This is a genomic window from Streptomyces sp. NPDC020884 (assembly GCF_044333935.1).
In the GTDB taxonomy this organism is placed as follows: domain Bacteria; phylum Actinomycetota; class Actinomycetes; order Streptomycetales; family Streptomycetaceae; genus Streptomyces.
The window spans coordinates 412,872-429,519 of sequence record NZ_JBIRRY010000004.1; the positions used below are offsets into that span (position 1 = coordinate 412,872).

General features: G+C 72.9%; 16 protein-coding genes. 7 read left to right on the top strand and 9 right to left on the bottom strand.

The features are described from left to right. Positions 1–25: 25 nt before the first annotated feature. Positions 26–820 (bottom strand): SDR family oxidoreductase, encoded by a 795-nt coding sequence (locus ACH4UK_RS16050; protein ID WP_398356710.1) that lies wholly within the window; start codon positions 818–820, stop codon positions 26–28. Positions 821–1,062: 242 nt separating this feature from the next. Next, on the bottom strand, positions 1,063–1,692 hold the full coding sequence (locus ACH4UK_RS16055; protein WP_398356712.1) for a TetR/AcrR family transcriptional regulator: 630 nt from the start codon (positions 1,690–1,692) through the stop codon (positions 1,063–1,065). A 160-nt stretch (positions 1,693–1,852) separates the two neighbouring features. Between ACH4UK_RS16055 and ACH4UK_RS16060 the strand changes: the two genes are divergently transcribed. Together ACH4UK_RS16060 and ACH4UK_RS16065 are read left to right on the top strand one after the other, a co-directional pair. Further along, the gene (locus ACH4UK_RS16060) at positions 1,853–2,851 is read left to right on the top strand and encodes a phosphatase PAP2 family protein (RefSeq protein WP_398356714.1); all 999 of its coding nucleotides are present in this window, start codon (positions 1,853–1,855) and stop codon (positions 2,849–2,851) included. Next, the gene (locus ACH4UK_RS16065; protein ID WP_398356716.1) at positions 2,848–3,816 is read left to right on the top strand and encodes a hypothetical protein; all 969 of its coding nucleotides are present in this window, start codon (positions 2,848–2,850) and stop codon (positions 3,814–3,816) included. Before ACH4UK_RS16060 ends, ACH4UK_RS16065 begins: the two co-directional genes overlap by 4 nt. 41 nt (positions 3,817–3,857) lie before the next feature. On the opposite strand, the gene ACH4UK_RS16070 is transcribed toward ACH4UK_RS16065, so the two are convergent. Together ACH4UK_RS16070 and ACH4UK_RS16075 are read right to left on the bottom strand one after the other, a co-directional pair. After that, entirely contained in the window at positions 3,858–4,388 is a 531-nt protein-coding gene (locus ACH4UK_RS16070) for a PadR family transcriptional regulator (protein WP_398356718.1), read from the bottom strand. 76 nt (positions 4,389–4,464) lie between these two features. Beyond that, entirely contained in the window at positions 4,465–6,480 is a 2,016-nt protein-coding gene (locus ACH4UK_RS16075; protein WP_398356720.1) for an FAD-dependent oxidoreductase, read from the bottom strand. A 206-nt stretch (positions 6,481–6,686) separates the two neighbouring features. On the opposite strand from ACH4UK_RS16075, the gene ACH4UK_RS16080 reads away from it, so the two are divergent. Together ACH4UK_RS16080 and ACH4UK_RS16085 are read left to right on the top strand one after the other, a co-directional pair. Continuing rightward, positions 6,687–7,217 (top strand): DoxX family protein, encoded by a 531-nt coding sequence (locus ACH4UK_RS16080; protein WP_398356722.1) that lies wholly within the window; start codon positions 6,687–6,689, stop codon positions 7,215–7,217. Beyond that, entirely contained in the window at positions 7,214–7,744 is a 531-nt protein-coding gene (locus tag ACH4UK_RS16085; protein WP_398356725.1) for a hypothetical protein, read from the top strand. The genes ACH4UK_RS16080 and ACH4UK_RS16085 overlap by 4 nt, the downstream gene beginning before the upstream one ends. Here ACH4UK_RS16085 and ACH4UK_RS16090 read toward each other — a convergent pair. The 3 genes from ACH4UK_RS16090 to ACH4UK_RS16100 all read right to left on the bottom strand — a co-directional run bounded on the left by ACH4UK_RS16090 (position 7,708) and on the right by ACH4UK_RS16100 (position 11,164). Then, a complete protein-coding gene (locus tag ACH4UK_RS16090; RefSeq protein WP_398356727.1) occupies positions 7,708–9,840 on the bottom strand; it encodes an MMPL family transporter in 2,133 nt (710 codons plus the stop codon). The genes ACH4UK_RS16085 and ACH4UK_RS16090 overlap by 37 nt on opposite strands. A gap of 139 nt (positions 9,841–9,979) precedes the next feature. Beyond that, a complete protein-coding gene (locus ACH4UK_RS16095) occupies positions 9,980–10,480 on the bottom strand; it encodes a MarR family winged helix-turn-helix transcriptional regulator (protein ID WP_398356729.1) in 501 nt (166 codons plus the stop codon). A 105-nt stretch (positions 10,481–10,585) separates the two neighbouring features. Next, entirely contained in the window at positions 10,586–11,164 is a 579-nt protein-coding gene (locus ACH4UK_RS16100) for a fasciclin domain-containing protein (RefSeq protein WP_398356731.1), read from the bottom strand. A gap of 150 nt (positions 11,165–11,314) precedes the next feature. On the opposite strand from ACH4UK_RS16100, the gene ACH4UK_RS16105 reads away from it, so the two are divergent. Beyond that, positions 11,315–12,157 carry a DUF1206 domain-containing protein gene (locus ACH4UK_RS16105; protein WP_398356733.1) on the top strand — a complete coding sequence of 281 codons (843 nt, stop codon included), beginning with the start codon at positions 11,315–11,317 and terminating at the stop codon, positions 12,155–12,157. On the opposite strand, the gene ACH4UK_RS16110 is transcribed toward ACH4UK_RS16105, so the two are convergent. Continuing rightward, complete coding sequence (locus ACH4UK_RS16110; protein ID WP_398356735.1) at positions 12,142–12,687, bottom strand: DUF4383 domain-containing protein; 546 nt, start codon at positions 12,685–12,687, stop codon at positions 12,142–12,144. The genes ACH4UK_RS16105 and ACH4UK_RS16110 overlap by 16 nt on opposite strands. A 190-nt stretch (positions 12,688–12,877) precedes the next feature. On the opposite strand from ACH4UK_RS16110, the gene ACH4UK_RS16115 reads away from it, so the two are divergent. Continuing rightward, positions 12,878–13,861 (top strand): MerR family transcriptional regulator, encoded by a 984-nt coding sequence (locus ACH4UK_RS16115; RefSeq protein WP_398356997.1) that lies wholly within the window; start codon positions 12,878–12,880, stop codon positions 13,859–13,861. 39 nt (positions 13,862–13,900) lie between these two features. Here ACH4UK_RS16115 and ACH4UK_RS16120 read toward each other — a convergent pair whose 3' ends face one another. Beyond that, positions 13,901–15,109, bottom strand: a complete 1,209-nt coding sequence (locus ACH4UK_RS16120; protein WP_398356736.1) for a cysteine desulfurase-like protein — start codon at positions 15,107–15,109, stop codon at positions 13,901–13,903. A gap of 558 nt (positions 15,110–15,667) precedes the next feature. Here ACH4UK_RS16120 and ACH4UK_RS16125 point away from each other — a divergent pair. Further along, positions 15,668–16,621 (top strand): sterol desaturase family protein, encoded by a 954-nt coding sequence (locus ACH4UK_RS16125; RefSeq protein WP_398356737.1) that lies wholly within the window; start codon positions 15,668–15,670, stop codon positions 16,619–16,621. The last annotated feature ends 27 nt before the right edge of the window (positions 16,622–16,648 follow it).

A 16,648-nucleotide genomic window follows, 5' to 3' on the forward strand; every position in this document is an offset into this window, starting at 1 on the left:
CGATAAGGGGTGATGGTCGATACCGTCAAGACGACGAAAAAGGAGGGCGGGTCCGGAGGGCCGTATGCCTGGCCGGGACCTCCCCGCCCCCGTGCACCGCGAGATCGGCGCCGTTGACGTACGAGGAGAGGCCGCAGGCCAGCCAGAGGCAGGCCCGTGCCACCTCGTCCGGCTCCGCCAGCCGCCCCATCGGCACGACGCCGGCCACCGCGGCCCCGTCGTCGTCGCCGTACAGCGCCGCCGCGTTCCCGGTGCGGATGAGGCCCGCCGTGATGTGGTTGACCCGGACCCTCGGCGCCCACTCCAGGGCCAGTGCCCGGGTGAGCCCGAGCAGGCCAGCCTTGGCCGCGGAGTAGGCGGCGGTGCCCGGCTGCGGGTGGTGGGCGGAGACGCTGCCGATGTTGATCACGCAGCCGCCCCCGGGCTGCTCCCGCATCACCAGATTGGCCGCCTGGGCCGTATAGAAGGGTGCGAGGAGGTTGAGGGCGACCACCTTCTCGACGAAGCGCGGCGAGACCGTCGCCGCGTCGGCGTCCGGGGAGCCGCCCGCGTTGTTCACGAGCACGTCGAGCCGCCCGAAGCGCTCGGCGGTGGCGGCGACGAGATCGGCCGCCGCCACCGGGTCCCGTAGGTCCGTGGCCCGGAACGCGGCCTCCCGTCCGTCCGCCGACGGCAGGGTGGCCGGTGTGTCGCGCCCGCACACCATGACGTCCGCCCCGCTCGCGAGGAAGGCCCGCGCCGTCGCGGCCCCCAGGCCTCTGGTGCCGCCGGTGACGAGCACCGCCCGCCCGGTGAAGTCCATCGCCTGGGACAGGTCCATGGTCCGCCCTTCGCCCGTGGTTCCGGGGCTCGCCCGGTGCTGTAGCCGCGTGCCCGCGCCGCTCGAATCTACCAAGCGTTTGTTAGGGGAGCTAGGGTGCGGGCCGTGCGGAGGCGCGGACACACGGGCGGCCGGTGACCTCCCCTGAGGTCACCGGCCGGCCGGGCGGTGCGCCGCCCCCGTCCCCACGGTGCGGCGCGGGTGGACCGTCCCCATCCGCTGGGACGGGCGGTCCACGTCTGTCAGGACTCCGGCGCTCCCGCCGTGAGTCCGAGGCCCGGGAGGATCGCCATCTCCACGAAGCGGGTCAGATACGCCGCGTCCGCGTAACGCCCCTCCAGCAGCGGCCGGGCACGCATCACGCCGAGCAGCTGGGCCGCCACGAACTCGGCCCCCGGGAGGTCCCGGGCGATCTCGCCGCGCGCCTGCCCCCGCCGGACCATCGCGTCGATCGCCGCGATCTCCGGCAGGATCAGCGCCTCGCGCAGTGCGCACAGCAGCTCCGGGCTCTGGAGCGCGGCATGGCTGAGGGCGTGCATCAGCGGGGTGTCGCGCCCCGAGGCCTCGCCGATCGCCCGCGCGGCCGCCAGCAGGTCCCCGGCCAGCGTCCCGGTGTCGATGTGGGGGAGCCGCATCCGGCGGGTGCCGTGCAGGGCCGCCACGACCAGCTCCGGCTTGGAGCCCCACTGCCGGTACAGCGTCGACTTCCCGCACCGGGTGCGGGAGGCGACGCCCTCCATCGTCAACGACTCGTAACCGCTCTCCCGCAACAGCTCCAGCACCGCCGCATAGAGCTCCTGCGCCCGCTCCGGTGTGATCTTCGACCGGGGGGAGGCAAGGGCTGACTCCGGTACGGAATCGGGCGACGGCATGGGCTGTACCTCCTGCGGCGGTGCGGTGAGGTTCTCGATACGCCAGTGTACCGATACGCGCGTGTACCGATACGCCGCCGTATCGGTACACTGGCGTATCGATACGGCAGGGATCTGACCAGGCCGTCCTGACACCGCTTCGCATCCAAGGGGGCACCGGGTGACGTACGCCCGCACCGAGCCCACGGACCAGGAGCCGGACATACGTGCCCGACCGCCCCTCGTTCGCGAGTTCCTTCTCGTGGCCGGACTCTTCCTGGCCTACAAGTTCGGCCGCCAGGCCGCCAACGGCCATGTCGAGGAAGCGTTCCGCAACGCGGGGAACGTGTGGGACCTCGAACGGGCCCTGCACCTCCCCGGCGAGGGCGCGGTCCAGGGGCTGCTGCTGCACGGCCAGCCCCTGATCCACGCGGCGAACACCTACTACGCCGCCGTCCACTTCCCGGCCACGGCACTCTTCCTGGTCTGGCTCTACTGGCGCCGCCCCCGCCACTACGTCTGGTCGCGCCGGGTTCTCGCCGCACTCACCGCCGCCTCCCTGGCGCTGCACCTGCTCTTCCCGCTGGCCCCGCCTCGGCTGCTCCCGGTCGCCGGGCTCGTCGACACCGGCCAGGTGTACGGGCCGACCGTCTACGGGCAGACGCCCGCGACCGACTCGATGGCGAACCAGTTCGCCGCGATGCCCTCGCTGCACGTCGGCTGGGCCGTGATGGTCGCCGTCGGGCTGATCGCCGCCACCCGTTCCCGGTGGCGCGGGCTGTGGCTGCTGCACCCGGCGCTCACCCTGCTCGTCGTGGTGGGCACGGCGAACCACTACTGGCTCGACGCGATCGTCGTGGTGGCGCTGCTCGCCGTCGCGCTCGCCGTGTTCCGGCCGCCGCTGTCCGCGCGCACCGTCCCCGCGCGCCTGCCCCGGCCGGGCGGATGGGGGAGCGGTGAGGGGACTGCCGTACCGGCGTACGCGGGTGGCGCGGCCGGTCCCGCGGCCTTCGCGGCGGCCGTCCCGCCGGGGGCCCACGGGCCCGCCGCCGGAGCGGGTGCCCCCGCGCCCCGGTCGTTCCGGCCGGCCGCCGGTGCGAGGACCGTCCCGCCTCGGTCCTCCGCACCCGATGCCGGTGCCGGAGCACGGACGCGTACCCGGGCCGGAGCGGCGCGATGAACGCCACCCTGCTTGCCGTCGCGCTCTCCCTCGTCTCCGCCGGCGCCTACGCGGCCGCCGCCGTGGCCCAGGCCCGGCTCGCCGGCCGCACCGACCCCTCCACCGGAGTGCTGCGGCTGCTGGGCCGGGGCGCCTGGTGGTCGGCGGTCGGTCTCAACGCCGGCGGCGCGCTGCTGCACGTCGCCGCGCTCAACTACGGCCCGCTCACCCTGGTCCAGCCGCTCGGCGCACTCACCCTCGTCGCCGCGGTCCCGCTCGGGGCGCGGGCCGCCGGACGCCGGGTCGGCCGCGTCGAGTGGCGGGGCACGGTCCTCACGCTGCTCGGCCTCGGCGCGCTGCTCCTGACCGCGGGCGGCTCCGCCCAGCGCGAGACCCTCAGCCTCCCCGAGGCGCTCGGCGTGGGCGCGGCCACCATGGCGGTCGTCGCCGGGCTCAGCCGGCCCGGGGCCCGCCCCGGGCTGCGGCACGCGGCGGCCTCCGGGATCACCTCCGGTGTCGCCTCCGCGCTCACCCAGACCCTCACCGTCGCCGTCACCGACCACTCCGGCGGCCCGCTGTTCAGCTGGCGGCTGCTGACGGTGGCGTTGCTCGTCTCCGCCTTCGCGATGGGCGGCCTGCTGCTGTCCCAGACCGCGTACCGGGGCGGGCTCGGCGCACCGCTCGCCGTGGTCACCCTCGCCAACCCGGTCGCCGCCGCCGCGATCGGCCTGGCCCTGCTCGGCGAGCGCCTCCAGGGCGGGCCGCTCAGCCTGGTGCTCGCCCTCCTCGGCACGGCGGCGGCCGTGCGCGGGGTGATCCTCCTCAGCCGGGCCCAGGCGCGGCTGCCCGACCGGGACGACGCGCCCGAGGAACAGGCTCCCGCCCCGGCGGATCCGGTGCCGGCCAGGGTCGTCATCGGCAGCCCGCGGCGCGCGGACACCGCGCCCCTGGCCCCGGAACCCCTCCCCGCCCACGCGAGCGGCTGACCGGTCGCGGGGCGCGTGAGGACGGCCGACGGGGCCCCTGCTCAACCGTCCATGTCGGCGATGGCCCGGGTCAGCCAGCCGATCCAGAACGTCTCCAGGTCGATGCCGGCCCGCAGCACCAGATACCGCAGCCGGTCCTCGTCCGTCGTCGGCGCGGGGGTGAAGTTCCGCTCCTCGATCTCCCGGTACTCCGCCAGTCGGCGTTCGTGCAGCGTGAGGTGCCGGCGCAGTTCCGCGCCCAGGCCGTCCGCCCCGACGACTGCCGCCGCCCGCATCCGCAGCAGCAGCGGATCGCGGACCGGCCGCGGATCCTCGGGCAGCGCCACCCAGACCGCCAGCTCCTCGCGGCCCGCGGGCAGCACCTCGTACTCCTTCTTCCGCCCCCGGGCGGGCGCCGCCGTGGGCAGGGCCCTGATCCGCCCCGCCTGCTCCAGTTTCCCCAGCTCGCGATAGATCTGCTGGTGCGTCGAGGGCCAGAAGTAGCCGATCGACCGGTCGAACCTGCGGGTCAGTTCGAGACCCGAGGACGGCTTCTCCAGCAGAGCGGTGAGAATCGCGTGCGGCAGTGACATGGGGTGCATCCTAAGGACGCGCGGAGGCCGGGCAGCGCCCGCTCCCTCACCGCCGTACGGGACCGCTCCCCGACGTTCACAGGGCGGCGGCGAGTTCCGTGCCCTGGCGGATGGCCCGCTTGGCGTCCAGCTCGGCCGCCAGGTCCGCGCCGCCGATCAGATGGACCGGGCCGCCCGCGGCGCGCAGCTCCTCGTACAGCTCGCGGCGCGGTTCCTGACCCGCGCACAGCACCACCGTGTCGACCGGCAGCACCCGCCGCTCACCGTCGACGGTGAGGTGGAGGCCCTCGTCGTCGATGAGGTCGTAGGAGGCGCCGGCGATCATCTCGACGCCCCGGTGACGCAGTTCGGTGCGGTGGATCCAGCCCGTGGTCTTGCCGAGTCCCGCGCCGACCTTGGTGGTCTTGCGCTGGATCAGGTGCACGGTGCGCGGCGGCTTGGGCCGCTCGGGGGCGCGCAGGCCGCCGCGGTCCGCGTAGGAGGTGTCCACCCCCCACTGCCGGAAGAACGTGTCCGCGTCCAGGCTCGCCGCCTCGCCGCCGTCGGTGAGGAACTCCGCGACGTCGAAGCCGATGCCGCCCGCGCCGACGATCGCGACCCGGTCGCCGACCGGGGCCCCGTCGCGCAGCACGTCCAGGTAGCTGACGACGTTCGGGTGGTCCGTGCCGGGGATCGCCGGGGTACGCGGCTCGACGCCGGTGGCGAGCACGATCTCGTCGAAGCCGTCCAGCGATCCGGCGTCCGCCCGGGTGCCCAGCCGGACATCGACCTCCAGTTCGGCCAGCCGCGTACGGAAGTAGCGCAGCGTCTCGTCGAACTCCTCCTTGCCCGGCACCCGGCGCGCCACGTTCAGCTGTCCGCCGATCTCGTCCGCCGTGTCGAACAGGGTCACCGCGTGCCCCCGCTCGGCCGCCGTCACCGAGCACGCGAGGCCCGCGGGTCCCGCGCCGACCACGGCGACGCGCTTACGGGTCCGGGTCGGGCTCAGGACCAGCTCGGTCTCGTGGCAGGCGCGCGGATTGACCAGGCAGGAGGTGATCTGGAGGCTGAAGATGTGGTCCAGGCACGCCTGGTTGCAGCCGATGCAGGTGTTGATCGCGTCCGCCCGGCCCGCCGCCGCCTTCGCGACGAAGTCCGGGTCGGCCAGGAAGGGCCTGGCCATGGAGACCATGTCCGCCCGGCCCGAGGCGAGGATCTCCTCGGCGACCTCCGGGGTGTTGATGCGGTTGCTCGTCACCAGCGGTACGGAGACCGCGCCGCGCACCCTCTCGGTCACCCAGGTGAACGCGCCGCGCGGCACGGAGGTGGCGATGGTGGGGATCCGCGCCTCGTGCCAGCCGATGCCGGTGTTGATGATCGTCGCGCCCGCCGCCTCGATCTCCTTCGCGAGCGTCACGACCTCCTCCAGCGTCGAGCCGCCCGGCACCAGGTCCAGCATCGAGAGCCGGTAGATCAGGATGAAGTCGCTGCCGACCCGCTCGCGGACCCGGCGCACGATCTCCACGGGGAACCGGATGCGGTTCTCGTACGAGCCGCCCCAGCGGTCGGTGCGGTGATTGGTCGCGGAGACGATGAACTCGTTGATCAGATAGCCCTCGGAGCCCATGATCTCGACGCCGTCATAGCCCGCGAGGCGCGCCAGCTCGGCCGCCCGGACGAACTCCTCGATGGTCTCCTCGACCTGGTCGTCGGTGAGCGCGTTCGGGGTGAACCCGCTGATCGGGGCCTTGAGCGCGCTCGGCGCCACCAGGTCCGGGTGGTGCGCGTACCGCCCGAAGTGCAGGATCTGCATCGCGATCAGGCCGCCCGCCGCGTGCACCGCCGAGGTGATCTCGCGGTGCTGCTCGGCCTCGGCCTCGGTCGTCATCTTGGCCCCGCCGGGGAAGGAACAGGCCCGCTCGCTGGGGGCGATGCCGCCGGTGACCATGAGGCCGACGCCGCCCCGGGCGCGCTCGGCGTAGAAGGCCGCCATCCGCTCGAAGCCGCGCTCGGCCTCCTCCAGACCGATGTGCATCGATCCCATGAGCACCCGGTTGGGAAGGGTGGTGAACCCGAGGTCCAACGGGCTCAGCAGGGTCGGGTAGGGGCTCATCGGGGGTCTCCTCCGCACGGGGTCGTCGCGTTCAGTTGTAAACCACCGCGCGACGCTTATGCAACAAGTTGCACAATGATCTGCGTCGCACCCCGGGCCGTGCGGCGTCAGGCCCGTGTCCCGTACGGCGTATTCGATCGCGCCCGCCCGCCGCGCGCCGACGAGAGTGGGATCCGTACCCCAAGCCCCTCACCCCGGGAGTCCTCATGGTCTGCGTCAACCGGCGTGATCTCGGTCTGCTCGTCCTGCGCGTCGGCACCGGCGCGGTGCTCGCCGCCCACGGCAGCCAGAAGCTGGCCGGCTGGTTCGGCGGCGGAGGCATCCAGGGCACCACGGCCGCGATGGAGGCGATGGGATTCCACCCGCCCAAGCACAGCGCGGTGGCCGCCGGGCTCGGCGAGGCGGGCGGCGGGGTGCTGCTGGCGCTGGGTCTCGCGACCCCGGCGGCGGGCGCGGCGGCGGCCGGGGCGATGGCGGGTGCGGTGGCCGTGCACGCCCCGGCGGGCTTCTTCGCCCAGGGCGGCGGCTACGAGTATCCGGCGTTCCTCGGCTTCACCGCCGCGGCCATCGGTCTGACCGGCCCCGGGCGCTACTCCGTGGACCACGCCACCTGTCATGTCTTCGACCGCCCCTGGATGGTCGCGCTGGCCTTCGCGGGCAGTGCGGTCGCGGCCGCCACCGTGGTCGGCAAGCGCGCGAAGGGGCAGGCCGACCAGAAGCAGCAGGAGTTCTCATGAGCGAGGGCCTCTCCCGCCCCGACGCGACCGTGCCGCCCGGCTCCGGCCAGGGACCCCGGCCGGGACCCGGCCAGGGGGACGCGCCGTGGCAGCGCGGCGACGGTCCGGCCGGGCGCGCCCCCGCGCCCGACCCGGACAGTCCCTGGGTGACCGGCGGTGTGCTCTTCGCCGGGGTGCTGATGCTCGGCCAGGGGATCATCGCGGTCCTGGAGGGCATCGCGGCACTGGCCGGCGGCGACGTCTACGGCGACGTCGGCCAGTACCTCTACCGGATCAGTCTCACCGGCTGGGGCTGGATCCACCTGGCGCTCGGCGTCTGTGTCGCCGTCACCGGGGCCGGAGTGCTCAAGGGGGCGGGCTGGGCGCGGGTGACCGGCATCCTCTTCGCCTCCCTGAACCTCTTCGCGCACTTCCTCTTCCTGCCGTACGCGCCCCTCTGGTCGGTGGTCGTCATCGCCCTGGACATCTTCGTCATCTGGGCGCTCGCCGCCTACCGGGACCCGGCCCGGGACTCCGCACCGGGCTGACCGCCGGACGTCTCGCGGCTCAGCGCCCCGGGCCACCACGCCCTCGGCCCGATGTCCCGCACCAGCGCCGGGACGAGGAGCGACCGGACCACCAGGGTGTCCAGCAGGACGCCGAAGGCCACGATGAACGCGATCTGGAGCAGGAACGCCAGCGGGATCACACCCAGCGCGGCGAAGGTGGCCGCCAGGACGACGCCCGCCGACGTGATGACCCCGCCGGTCGCGGTCAGCCCGCGCAGGATGCCCTCCCTGGTCCCGTGCCGCAGCGACTCCTCCCGGACCCGGGACATCAGGAAGATGTTGTAGTCGACGCCCAGGGCGACCAGGAACACGAACCCGTACAGCGGCACCGACGAGTCCGTGCCGCTGAAGCCGAACACATGGGTGAAGACCAGCGAGGAAATGCCCAGCGTGGCCAGGAAGTTCAGCGCCACCGTCACCACGAGCAGCACCGGCATCAGCAGCGACCGCAGCAGGAAGACCAGGATCACCAGGATGATCGCCAGCACCACCGGCACGATCAGCATGCGGTCGTCCTCCGCCGTTCGCTGGGTGTCGTAACTCTGAGCGGTGTAGCCGCCGACCAGGGCGTCCGACCCGGGCACCGCGTGGACCGCGGTGCGCAGCGCGGCCACGGTCTCCTTCGCACCGTCGCTGTCGGCCGCGTCATCGAGGGTCGCGTCGATCCGGCCCCTGCCGTCGACGACGAGCGGTTCGCCGCCGCCGCCCGGCCGGCCGCTCGCGCTCACCGGCGCGGCCGAGGCCACCCCGTCGGTACGGCTCGCGGCCGCGCTCACCTCGTCCAGCCGGTCGGCCGCCGCGATGATCACCACGGGATTGCCCGAACCGCCGGGGAAGTGCTCGCTCAGCGTCTTCTGGGCGGCCACGGACGGGGCGTCGTTGACGAAGATCTCGTCCAGCGGCACCCCCTTGGAGGTGAGCGTGGGGGCGAACGCGGCGCAGGCGATCAGGGCGGCCAGGGTCACCGCCCAGACCTTGCGGGGCGCCCGGTCGACCAGGGCCGCGACCCGGTGCCAGATGCCGTGGCCGCCGGCCGCGTCGCTCCGGGCGGGCTTCGGCTTCGCCGGCCAGTACGCGGTCCGGCCCAGCAGCACCAGGACGGCGGGCAGGAAGGTGAGCGCGCTCAGGACCGAGCAGACGATGCCGATCGCGCCCACCGGACCGAGGGCCCGGTTGTTGGTGAGGTCGCTGAGCAGCAGGGCGAGCAGCCCCAGCGCCACCGTCGCGGCGCTGGCCGTGATCGGGCCGAAGGACTCGCGCAGCGCGGCCCGCATCGCGGCCATCCGGTCACCGTGGACGGCGAGTTCCTCCCGGAACCGGGCGGTGAGCAACAGCGCGTAGTCCGTCGCCGCGCCGATCACCAGGATCGAGAGGATGCCCTGCACCTGACCGTCCACCCGCACGATGTCGTGGTCGGCGAGGACGTAGACGATCGCACAGGACAGGGCGAGGGCGAACACGGCCCCCAGGATGATGACGAAGGGCAGCAGTACGCTGCGGTAGACCAGCAGCAGAATGACGAGGACCGTGATCAGCGCGACTCCGAGCAGCAGCCCGTCGATGCCGGCGAAGGCGTCGGACAGATCGGCCTGACTCGCGGCCGGCCCCGCGAGCTGGACGGTCGTGCCGGGCACGGACGCGCCCGCTTCCTCGATGCTCTCCAGCGCCGTCGGCAGCTCGTCGCCGAGATCCGGGCTCAGCTGCACGATGCCCTGGAGCGCGAGGCCGTCCTCGGAGGGCAGCGCGGGGGAGGGTTCTCCGACGACGCCGTCGCTCCCGGCGAGCGAGGCGAGGGCGTCGGTGGCGGCCTTCCGCTGCTCGTCGTTGACCGGCGCGTCCTGCTCCGCCGACGTCCACAGCAGGATGGCCGGCAGCGTCTCGTTCTGCTGGAACGCCTTCTGGGCGTCGATGACTTGGGTGGACTCGGCGTTCTGCGGCAGGAAGGCGGCCTGGTCGTTGGTGGCGACCTCGCCGAGCTTCCCGGCGTACGGGCCGAGTCCGCCGCCGATGCCGAGCCAGGCGATCAGCAGGACGACGGGGATGAGCCAGCGAATGGGCCGTGCGGCGGTGGACATGCGTCTCCCGGGGGTGGAGATATCTCAGCAGTGAACAATCTCAATCATTGAAATACATTACGGGACTGCTCGTGCGGAGAACCGCAGGGGGGTGGGTGCGGCGGCCCGTCCCCGCAGGAACGCACCCGGCCGGGGGAACTCAGCGGCGCGCCGGGGGAAGCCCGGCCAGCTCCTCGTTCATGGCGGCGAGGAAGCGCAGGACGGTCGTCAGCTCCGTCTCGCTGAAGCGTGCCCTGGCCCGTGCCGTGGCCTCGGCGAGCGGCATGAAGTAGTCGCGGGCGGCCGTGCGGGCGCTCGCCTCGTAGTACACGTGCACCACCCGGCGGTCGGCGCTCTCCCGGGCCCGGCGGATGTGCCCGGCCCGCTCGAGGCGGTCCAGACAGGCGGTCACCGCGCCGGAGGTGAGGCCCAGATGCTCGCGCAGCGCGCCCGGAGTGAGGGGCGAGGGGGCGTCGAGGATGGCCGCGAGCGCGCTCACGTCCGTGGGGTGCAGCCGCTGGTTCGCCGCGAAACCGTGGGTCATCCGGTTGATCTCGCCGTTCATCCGGCGCAGCTCGACCGCGAACGCCTGAAGGTCGGCGAGCGGCGCCTCGGGTTCCGAGGCGCCGCTCCGGGTCGGTCGGTCGTCGGCGCTGGTCACGCCCTCAGCGTATAGAACGGGCGTCATCGGGGACGCGCCCGGACCGTCCCGAGGGGTCCGGGCGCGGGATCCCCGTGCGCGGGGGAGGCGGTGCCACGGCCTTGGCTACGACGGCGGCATGAGCACCGTGTCGACCAGGTTCACCGTGGCGTTGGCCGTCGGCACATCGCCGCAGACGATCTTCGAGGAGTCGTTCACCGTGAACTCGGTGCCCGAGCCCTTCGTCGTCAGGTCGCCGCCCTCCAGCGTCTTGAAGGTGCCGTCCTCCATCTGCTGGGTCGTGACCTTCTCGCCCACCACGTGGTACGTCAACACCTTGGTGAGCTCGGCCTTGTCGTTGAGGAGTGCCTCCAGATCCGCCTGCGGGATCTTCTCGAAGGCGGCGTTGGTCGGCGCGAACACCGTGATGTTCTTCGCGTTGTTGAGGGTGTCGACCAGGCCCGCCTTCTTCACCGCGCTGACGAGGGTGGAGAGTTCGGGGTTGTTGGAGGCGGCCGTGGCGACCGGGTCCTTCGCCATCCCCTCCAGGCTGCCCGCGCCCTCCTCGGGTACGGAGGAGCAGGCGGGGCCGTACGGTTCGGCGGGCGCCTCGGCCTGGGCCTGCGGGGCGAAGAACGCCAGGGAGGCGGGAAAGGCCAGTGCCGCGGCGGCCGCCGCGGTGCGCTGCAGACGGGTGATCGTCATGATGTCTCCTCCGGAGAGCGGGGGACCTTCTCCTTCATCTCCACGCTGACCCGCGTCCTCGCCGACCGCCCGCCGCGTCGTTTCTGCGTCGAAAGTCACCTCCCGGCACGCTCATGACATTGATCCGCCGGACGGGGGCAACCGGGATCCATGAATAACCGTTCAGTAGCAGCGCAGGGACGAGGCCAGGCCAAGAGAGCCGCGAACAGCACCGCGATGGAGGCGGGAGCCCGCGCGGGCTTCGTCGCCCGTGGGGTGATCTACGTCCTCGTGGGCGTCCTCGCCCTGCGGATCGCCCTGTCCGGAGGCGGCGGGAAGCAGGCGGACCGGGGCGGTGCGATCGGCGAGATAGCCGAGAAGCCCTTCGGGAAGATCCTGTTGTGGGTGCTGGGCATCGCCCTGGTGGGGATGGCGCTCTGGCGGCTGTCCGAGGCCCTGTTCGGCTCGGCCGGGCCCGACGGCCGCAAGCCCGCCAAGCGGGCCATGGCGGCGGGCCGGGCCGTCTTCTACGGATTCGTCGCCTACTCCGTCCTGGCCTTCGCCGCCGGCGACGCGGGCAGCGGCGGCGGATCGTCGGACCAGCAGTCCAAGGACATCACCGCCAAGGCGCTCGGCTGGCCCGGCGGCCAGTGGATCGTCGGGATCGCGGGTGCGGGGGTGGCCTGCGCCGGTGTCTGGATCGCGGTCCGGGCGCTCCTGCGGAAGTACCACAAGCACCTGAAGATGTCCGAGATGTCCAAGCGGGTCCGCCAGGCGGTCGACTTCACCGGAGTGTTCGGCGGTACGGCGCGCGGCATCGTGTTCGCCACCGCGGGCGGATTCGCCGTGGCCGCCGCGATCAAGCACCAGCCGGACGAGTCCAAGGGCATGGACGACACCCTGCGCTCCTTCACCGACACCCCGGTCGGCCCGTGGCTCCTGGTGGTCATCGCCCTCGGACTGGTCGCCTTCGGCGTGTTCTCCTGGGCCAACGGCCGCTACCGCAAGGTCTGAGCGCCTCCCCGGCCGAGCTGTCCGCCCGCCGCCGCACTCCTGCGGGCGGCGGCGGCCTCGCGGTCGGCCTGGGCCGGGTGGCGGCGGCGCCAGTACGGGTTGTCGTGCGGCAGGCCGCCGGTCACCCGCCCGTACATCCCGAACGTGAGGATCAGCAGCCCCATCACGAAGCTGAAGACGACGTTGGGCATGCCGAAGTCCAGGATGTTCGCGGGCCGGTCCAGGATGAAGAGATGGCCGAAGCCGCTCAGCAGGAAGAGCGACCCGATCGCCATGTTCAGCGTGGACGCGACGTTCCCGCCCACGGCGGCCCCGGCGATCAGCAGCCCGCCGACGACCACCGAGATCAGACTCAGCAGCCCGTTGGTCGACAGCCCGGCGATGTGATCGCCGCTGGTGTCGAAGAAGCTCAGCCGGCTCGTGAAGCCCAGGACGCCGAAGGCCAGCAGGATCGCGCCGCAGAGGCCCGCCCCGATCCGGTACACCTTCGCCAGCCGGTGATCGACGGGGAGTTCGTCGCTCAGTTTCATGGCCGTCTCCTGTCACTCCTGCTGCGGGGCGGGGCGGGGCGGGGCCCGGCGCGGTCGCGCGGGGAACCCGAGGGTGCGGGCCCGGCGCGGACTCCGGTGCCTTCAGCGAACCGCACGGCGATACACCGGGCCATATGCATCGATTTTGCGTCGTATGGTGGGATTCATGGACCCCGTGATGCGCCCCGCGATGGACCCCCTGGCGGAATCCGTGCCGGGCCCGGCGGGAGGGCGGCCCCCGCGGGCTCCGGCCGACGGGGGGCTGACCACCGGCGCGGTGGCCCGCCTCCTGGGGGTCGCGCCGACGACGCTGCGCTCGTGGGACCGCCGCTACGGCCTCGGCCCGGCCGCGCGGGAGGACGGCCGGCACCGCCGCTGGACCGGGGCCGACATCGCCGCTCTGCGGACCATGTGCCGTCTGACGGGCGCGGGCCTGCCGCCGGCCGAGGCGGCTCGCGCCGTCCTGGCCGGAACGTCCCGCGCCGCCGCGCCGCGGTCCGGGCGCGCGGCGAGGGCCCCCGGGGCGCTTCCGGCCGACCGGGCCCGCCGGGAGTGCCGGGGGCTGGCCCGCGCGGCGCTCCGGCTGGACGCGCCCGCCATGGAGGAGCTGCTCACGGAGGCGCTCGACCGCTACGGGCTGCCGGCCGCCTGGGACGAGGTGATGATGCCGGCGCTGAACGCGGTGGGCCGCAAGTGGGAGACCGCGGGGGAGCGGTACGTCGAGGTCGAGCACCTGCTGTCCTGGCATGTCTCCGGCGCGCTGCGCGGCGTCGCGGCCGAGCGGCCCCCCACCCCCGGCGCGGGCCTCGCCCTGCTGGCCTGCGTGCCCGGTGAGACCCACACGCTGGCCCTGGAGGCGCTCGCCGCCACCCTGACCCGGCACGCGCTGCCGGTCCGCATGTTCGGGGCCGCCCTGCCCGTCGAGGCGCTGGAGGAGGCGGTCAGGCGCACCGGACCCGACGCGGTGGTGCTCTGGGCGCAGTCGCGCGGGACGGCGAGCCCCTCGCTCGCGACCCGGGTGCAGGCGATCGAGTGGGGCGTGAGGGGCGCGCGCAGGCGTCCCGTCGTCTTCGTGGCCGGACCGGGCTGGGCCGGGTGCCGGCCCCCGGGAGCCCGGCACCCGGCCGGACTGGCCGACGCGGTGGACGCGCTGGCCACGCTCGGTGCGCGGTGACGGCACGCGCCGCCCCCGCAGCCCTTGCCGTCGGCGCCGTCAGCGCAGGAAGTCCGACAGTCCGGTCAGCAGCCGCTCCACGTCGTGGGTGTCGTTGTACGCGGACAGTCCGACGCGCAGGCCGCCGCTGTCGCCGAGCCCCAGGTGGCGGGAGGCCTCCAGGGCGTAGAAGGATCCGGCGGGTGCGTGCACCCCGGAGCGGGCGAGGGAGCGGTAGGCGTCCGACGCGTCGCGGCCCTCGAAGGTGAGCAGCAGGGTGGGGGTGCGTTCGGCGGCCCGGGAGCGCACCGTCACCCCGTCCAGTTCGCGCACCGCCTGCTCGACGCGCTCCCGCAGCGCCGTCTCGTGGGCGTCGATCGCCGCGTAGGCCGACAGCAGGTGCTCGCGGCGCCCGCCCGCCACATCGGAGCCGGTGCCCAGACTCGCGACGAAGTCCACCGCCGCCCGGGTCCCCGCCAGCAACTCGTAGGGGAGAGTGCCGAGTTCGAAGCGCTCCGGTACGGCGTCGGTGGACGGCGCCAGCTTGTCGGGGCGCAGCGCGCCGAGCAGCTCGGGCCGGGCGGCGAGCACCCCGTGATGGGGTCCGAAGAACTTGTACGGGGAGCAGACGAAGAAGTCCGCCCCGAGCCGCTCCACGTCCACGGCCCGGTGAGCGGCGAGATGGACCCCGTCCACGTACAGCATCGCGCCGGCCCGGTGGACGAGTCCGGCGATGGCCGGGATGTCGGGCCGGGTGCCGATGAGGTTGGACGCCCCGGTCACCGCGACCAGCCGGGTCCGCCCGGTGATCTGTGCGGCGACGGCCTCCGGGGACAGCTCGCCGGTCGCCGGGTCGAAGTCGGCCCACCGCACCACCGCCCCCGCCCGCTCGGCCGCGCGCACCCACGGGCGGATGTTGGCATCGTGATCCAGCCGGCTGACCACCACCTCGTCGCCCGGATCCCAGGTCCTGGCCAGGGTGCGTGCGAAGTCGTACGTGAGCTGGGTGGCGCTGCGGCCGAACACGATCCCGGCCGGATCGGCGCCCAGCAGATCCGCCATCGCCTGCCGGAACCCGTGGACGATCTCCTCCGCGTTGACCTCTCCGGGCAGAGCGGCGCCCCGGTTGGACAGCGGGCGGCTCATCGCCTCGCCGATCGCGGCGACGACACAGGCCGGGGTCTGGGTGCCGCCGGGTCCGTCGAAGTGCGCCGTACCGGACCGAAGGGCGGGGAACCGCTCGCGCACCGCGCTGACGTCGTACGACAAGGAGACTCCTCGATTCGCTGCCGGACCGCGCTGCCGGACAGCGCGGTCGGATTTCGCCGTGATCATCGCAGGGCGGTGTCCTCGGGCGGAAGGAGTGGGACCGGACGGGGGCGCTTTCGAGGTGCCGGCTCCGCGCGGGCGCACCGCTCCTCGATCGAACACGCGCCAGGGCGTGGAACCAGATGTCCCGGCGCACCGGAATGCGCCGTCTTTCGGCGTCGCGATGATCCTACGAAAGAATTGCTCGCACAAATGAACTCGCCTCGGCTGTGCGACCCCTCCCGTATTCCCGCCCATAAATGAATGCGCCGAGCAATTTCTGTGAGTCGACGGTGGTTAAAGCCGTGGGAACGGGAAATAGATGATCTGGGCTGATGAGATCGGGGGCATCAGTTCACGCCACGACCGCACACCGTCGAGGTCGGGTGTCTGAAAGTCGCCAGTGCGGGGGCATGGCTGCCAGTCGGGGATTCCCACTCCTTTCAAGGCTGCCGTGACCTGCGCTGATGTAATGCGGCGGTCTCTCTCCCGGTTACTGTCTCTTGTGGAGGGTCACGGATGGACGAGCGCGAGCACTCCGCCGATGGCGAAATCTATTCGGCCGACTCCTCGGCCGACTCCTCGATCGACAGGAACGGCAGGACCGGTAATTCTCCTGCTCGGTCCCTTCGTGTCGTCGCCTATCCGTTTCTTCTCCTCGCCGTCGTTCTCGTGGGCGCGTCGGCATTACGTCTCGGATGGGACCCGGCATGGGTGAGTCCGCTCTTTCTGGTCGGGGTCATCACCTATCTGACGCTCCTGGAACGGCTGATTCCCTACGACCGGAACTGGCACCCGGGAAAGGACGAATGGCGCTGGTACGGGATCTACTTCCTGCTCACCATGGTCGGCAGCGGACTGGCGCAACTGCTGGTCGCCCTGGCCGTCGGCCTGATCTCGCCGGAGGAGCCGACCCGGCACCTCGGGGCCGAGATCCCGGGCGCCCTCCTCGCCGGATCGCTCGTCAGCTTCTCGGTGCACCGGCTGGGCCACCGGAGCGCCCTGCTCTGGCGGCTGCACGGAGTGCATCACGTGCCGGAAAAGGTCAACGTCGCCAACAACGGCGTCAACCACGTGCTGGACATCGTCCTGGCACAGAGCCTCGTCCAACTGACCCTGGCCCTCATCGGATTCTCCCGGCCGGCCGTGCTGGTGGTCGGACTCTTCGTCGCCGCCCAGGGCTACTTCGTCCACGCCAACATCGACGTCCGCATCGGACCCCTCAACCACCTGCTGGCCAGCCCCGAACAGCACCGTCTGCACCACAGCACCGATCTGTCCGAAGCCGGCCACTACGGCTCCGACCTGTCGTGCTGGGACCACCTCTTCGGCAGTTTCACCTGGCGCCCCGGCCGCGAACCCGCCGCCGTCGGCCTGCACGACCCCACGTCCTTCCCCGGCACCGGCGAGATCCTCGCCGCCCTCCTGCACCCCTGGCGAAGCCGTCCGGACCCGGGTCCCCGGCCGGAGTGACCGCCGCCCCCTGACGCTCCACCACGA

What these genes read in the sequence shown, in the direction of transcription:
- ACH4UK_RS16050 (WP_398356710.1), bottom strand. Translation starts at nt 820, where the DNA reads ATGGACCTGTCCCAGGCGATGGACTTCACCGGGCGGGCGGTGCTCGTC.
- ACH4UK_RS16055 (WP_398356712.1), bottom strand. Translation starts at nt 1,692, where the DNA reads ATGCCGTCGCCCGATTCCGTACCGGAGTCAGCCCTTGCCTCCCCCCGG.
- ACH4UK_RS16065 (WP_398356716.1), top strand. Translation starts at nt 2,848, where the DNA reads ATGAACGCCACCCTGCTTGCCGTCGCGCTCTCCCTCGTCTCCGCCGGC.
- ACH4UK_RS16070 (WP_398356718.1), bottom strand. Translation starts at nt 4,388, where the DNA reads ATGTCACTGCCGCACGCGATTCTCACCGCTCTGCTGGAGAAGCCGTCC.
- ACH4UK_RS16075 (WP_398356720.1), bottom strand. Translation starts at nt 6,480, where the DNA reads ATGAGCCCCTACCCGACCCTGCTGAGCCCGTTGGACCTCGGGTTCACC.
- ACH4UK_RS16080 (WP_398356722.1), top strand. Translation starts at nt 6,687, where the DNA reads ATGGTCTGCGTCAACCGGCGTGATCTCGGTCTGCTCGTCCTGCGCGTC.
- ACH4UK_RS16085 (WP_398356725.1), top strand. Translation starts at nt 7,214, where the DNA reads ATGAGCGAGGGCCTCTCCCGCCCCGACGCGACCGTGCCGCCCGGCTCC.
- ACH4UK_RS16090 (WP_398356727.1), bottom strand. Translation starts at nt 9,840, where the DNA reads ATGTCCACCGCCGCACGGCCCATTCGCTGGCTCATCCCCGTCGTCCTG.
- ACH4UK_RS16100 (WP_398356731.1), bottom strand. Translation starts at nt 11,164, where the DNA reads ATGACGATCACCCGTCTGCAGCGCACCGCGGCGGCCGCCGCGGCACTG.
- ACH4UK_RS16105 (WP_398356733.1), top strand. Translation starts at nt 11,315, where the DNA reads ATGAATAACCGTTCAGTAGCAGCGCAGGGACGAGGCCAGGCCAAGAGA.
- ACH4UK_RS16110 (WP_398356735.1), bottom strand. Translation starts at nt 12,687, where the DNA reads ATGAAACTGAGCGACGAACTCCCCGTCGATCACCGGCTGGCGAAGGTG.
- ACH4UK_RS16115 (WP_398356997.1), top strand. Translation starts at nt 12,878, where the DNA reads ATGGACCCCCTGGCGGAATCCGTGCCGGGCCCGGCGGGAGGGCGGCCC.
- ACH4UK_RS16125 (WP_398356737.1), top strand. Translation starts at nt 15,668, where the DNA reads ATGGACGAGCGCGAGCACTCCGCCGATGGCGAAATCTATTCGGCCGAC.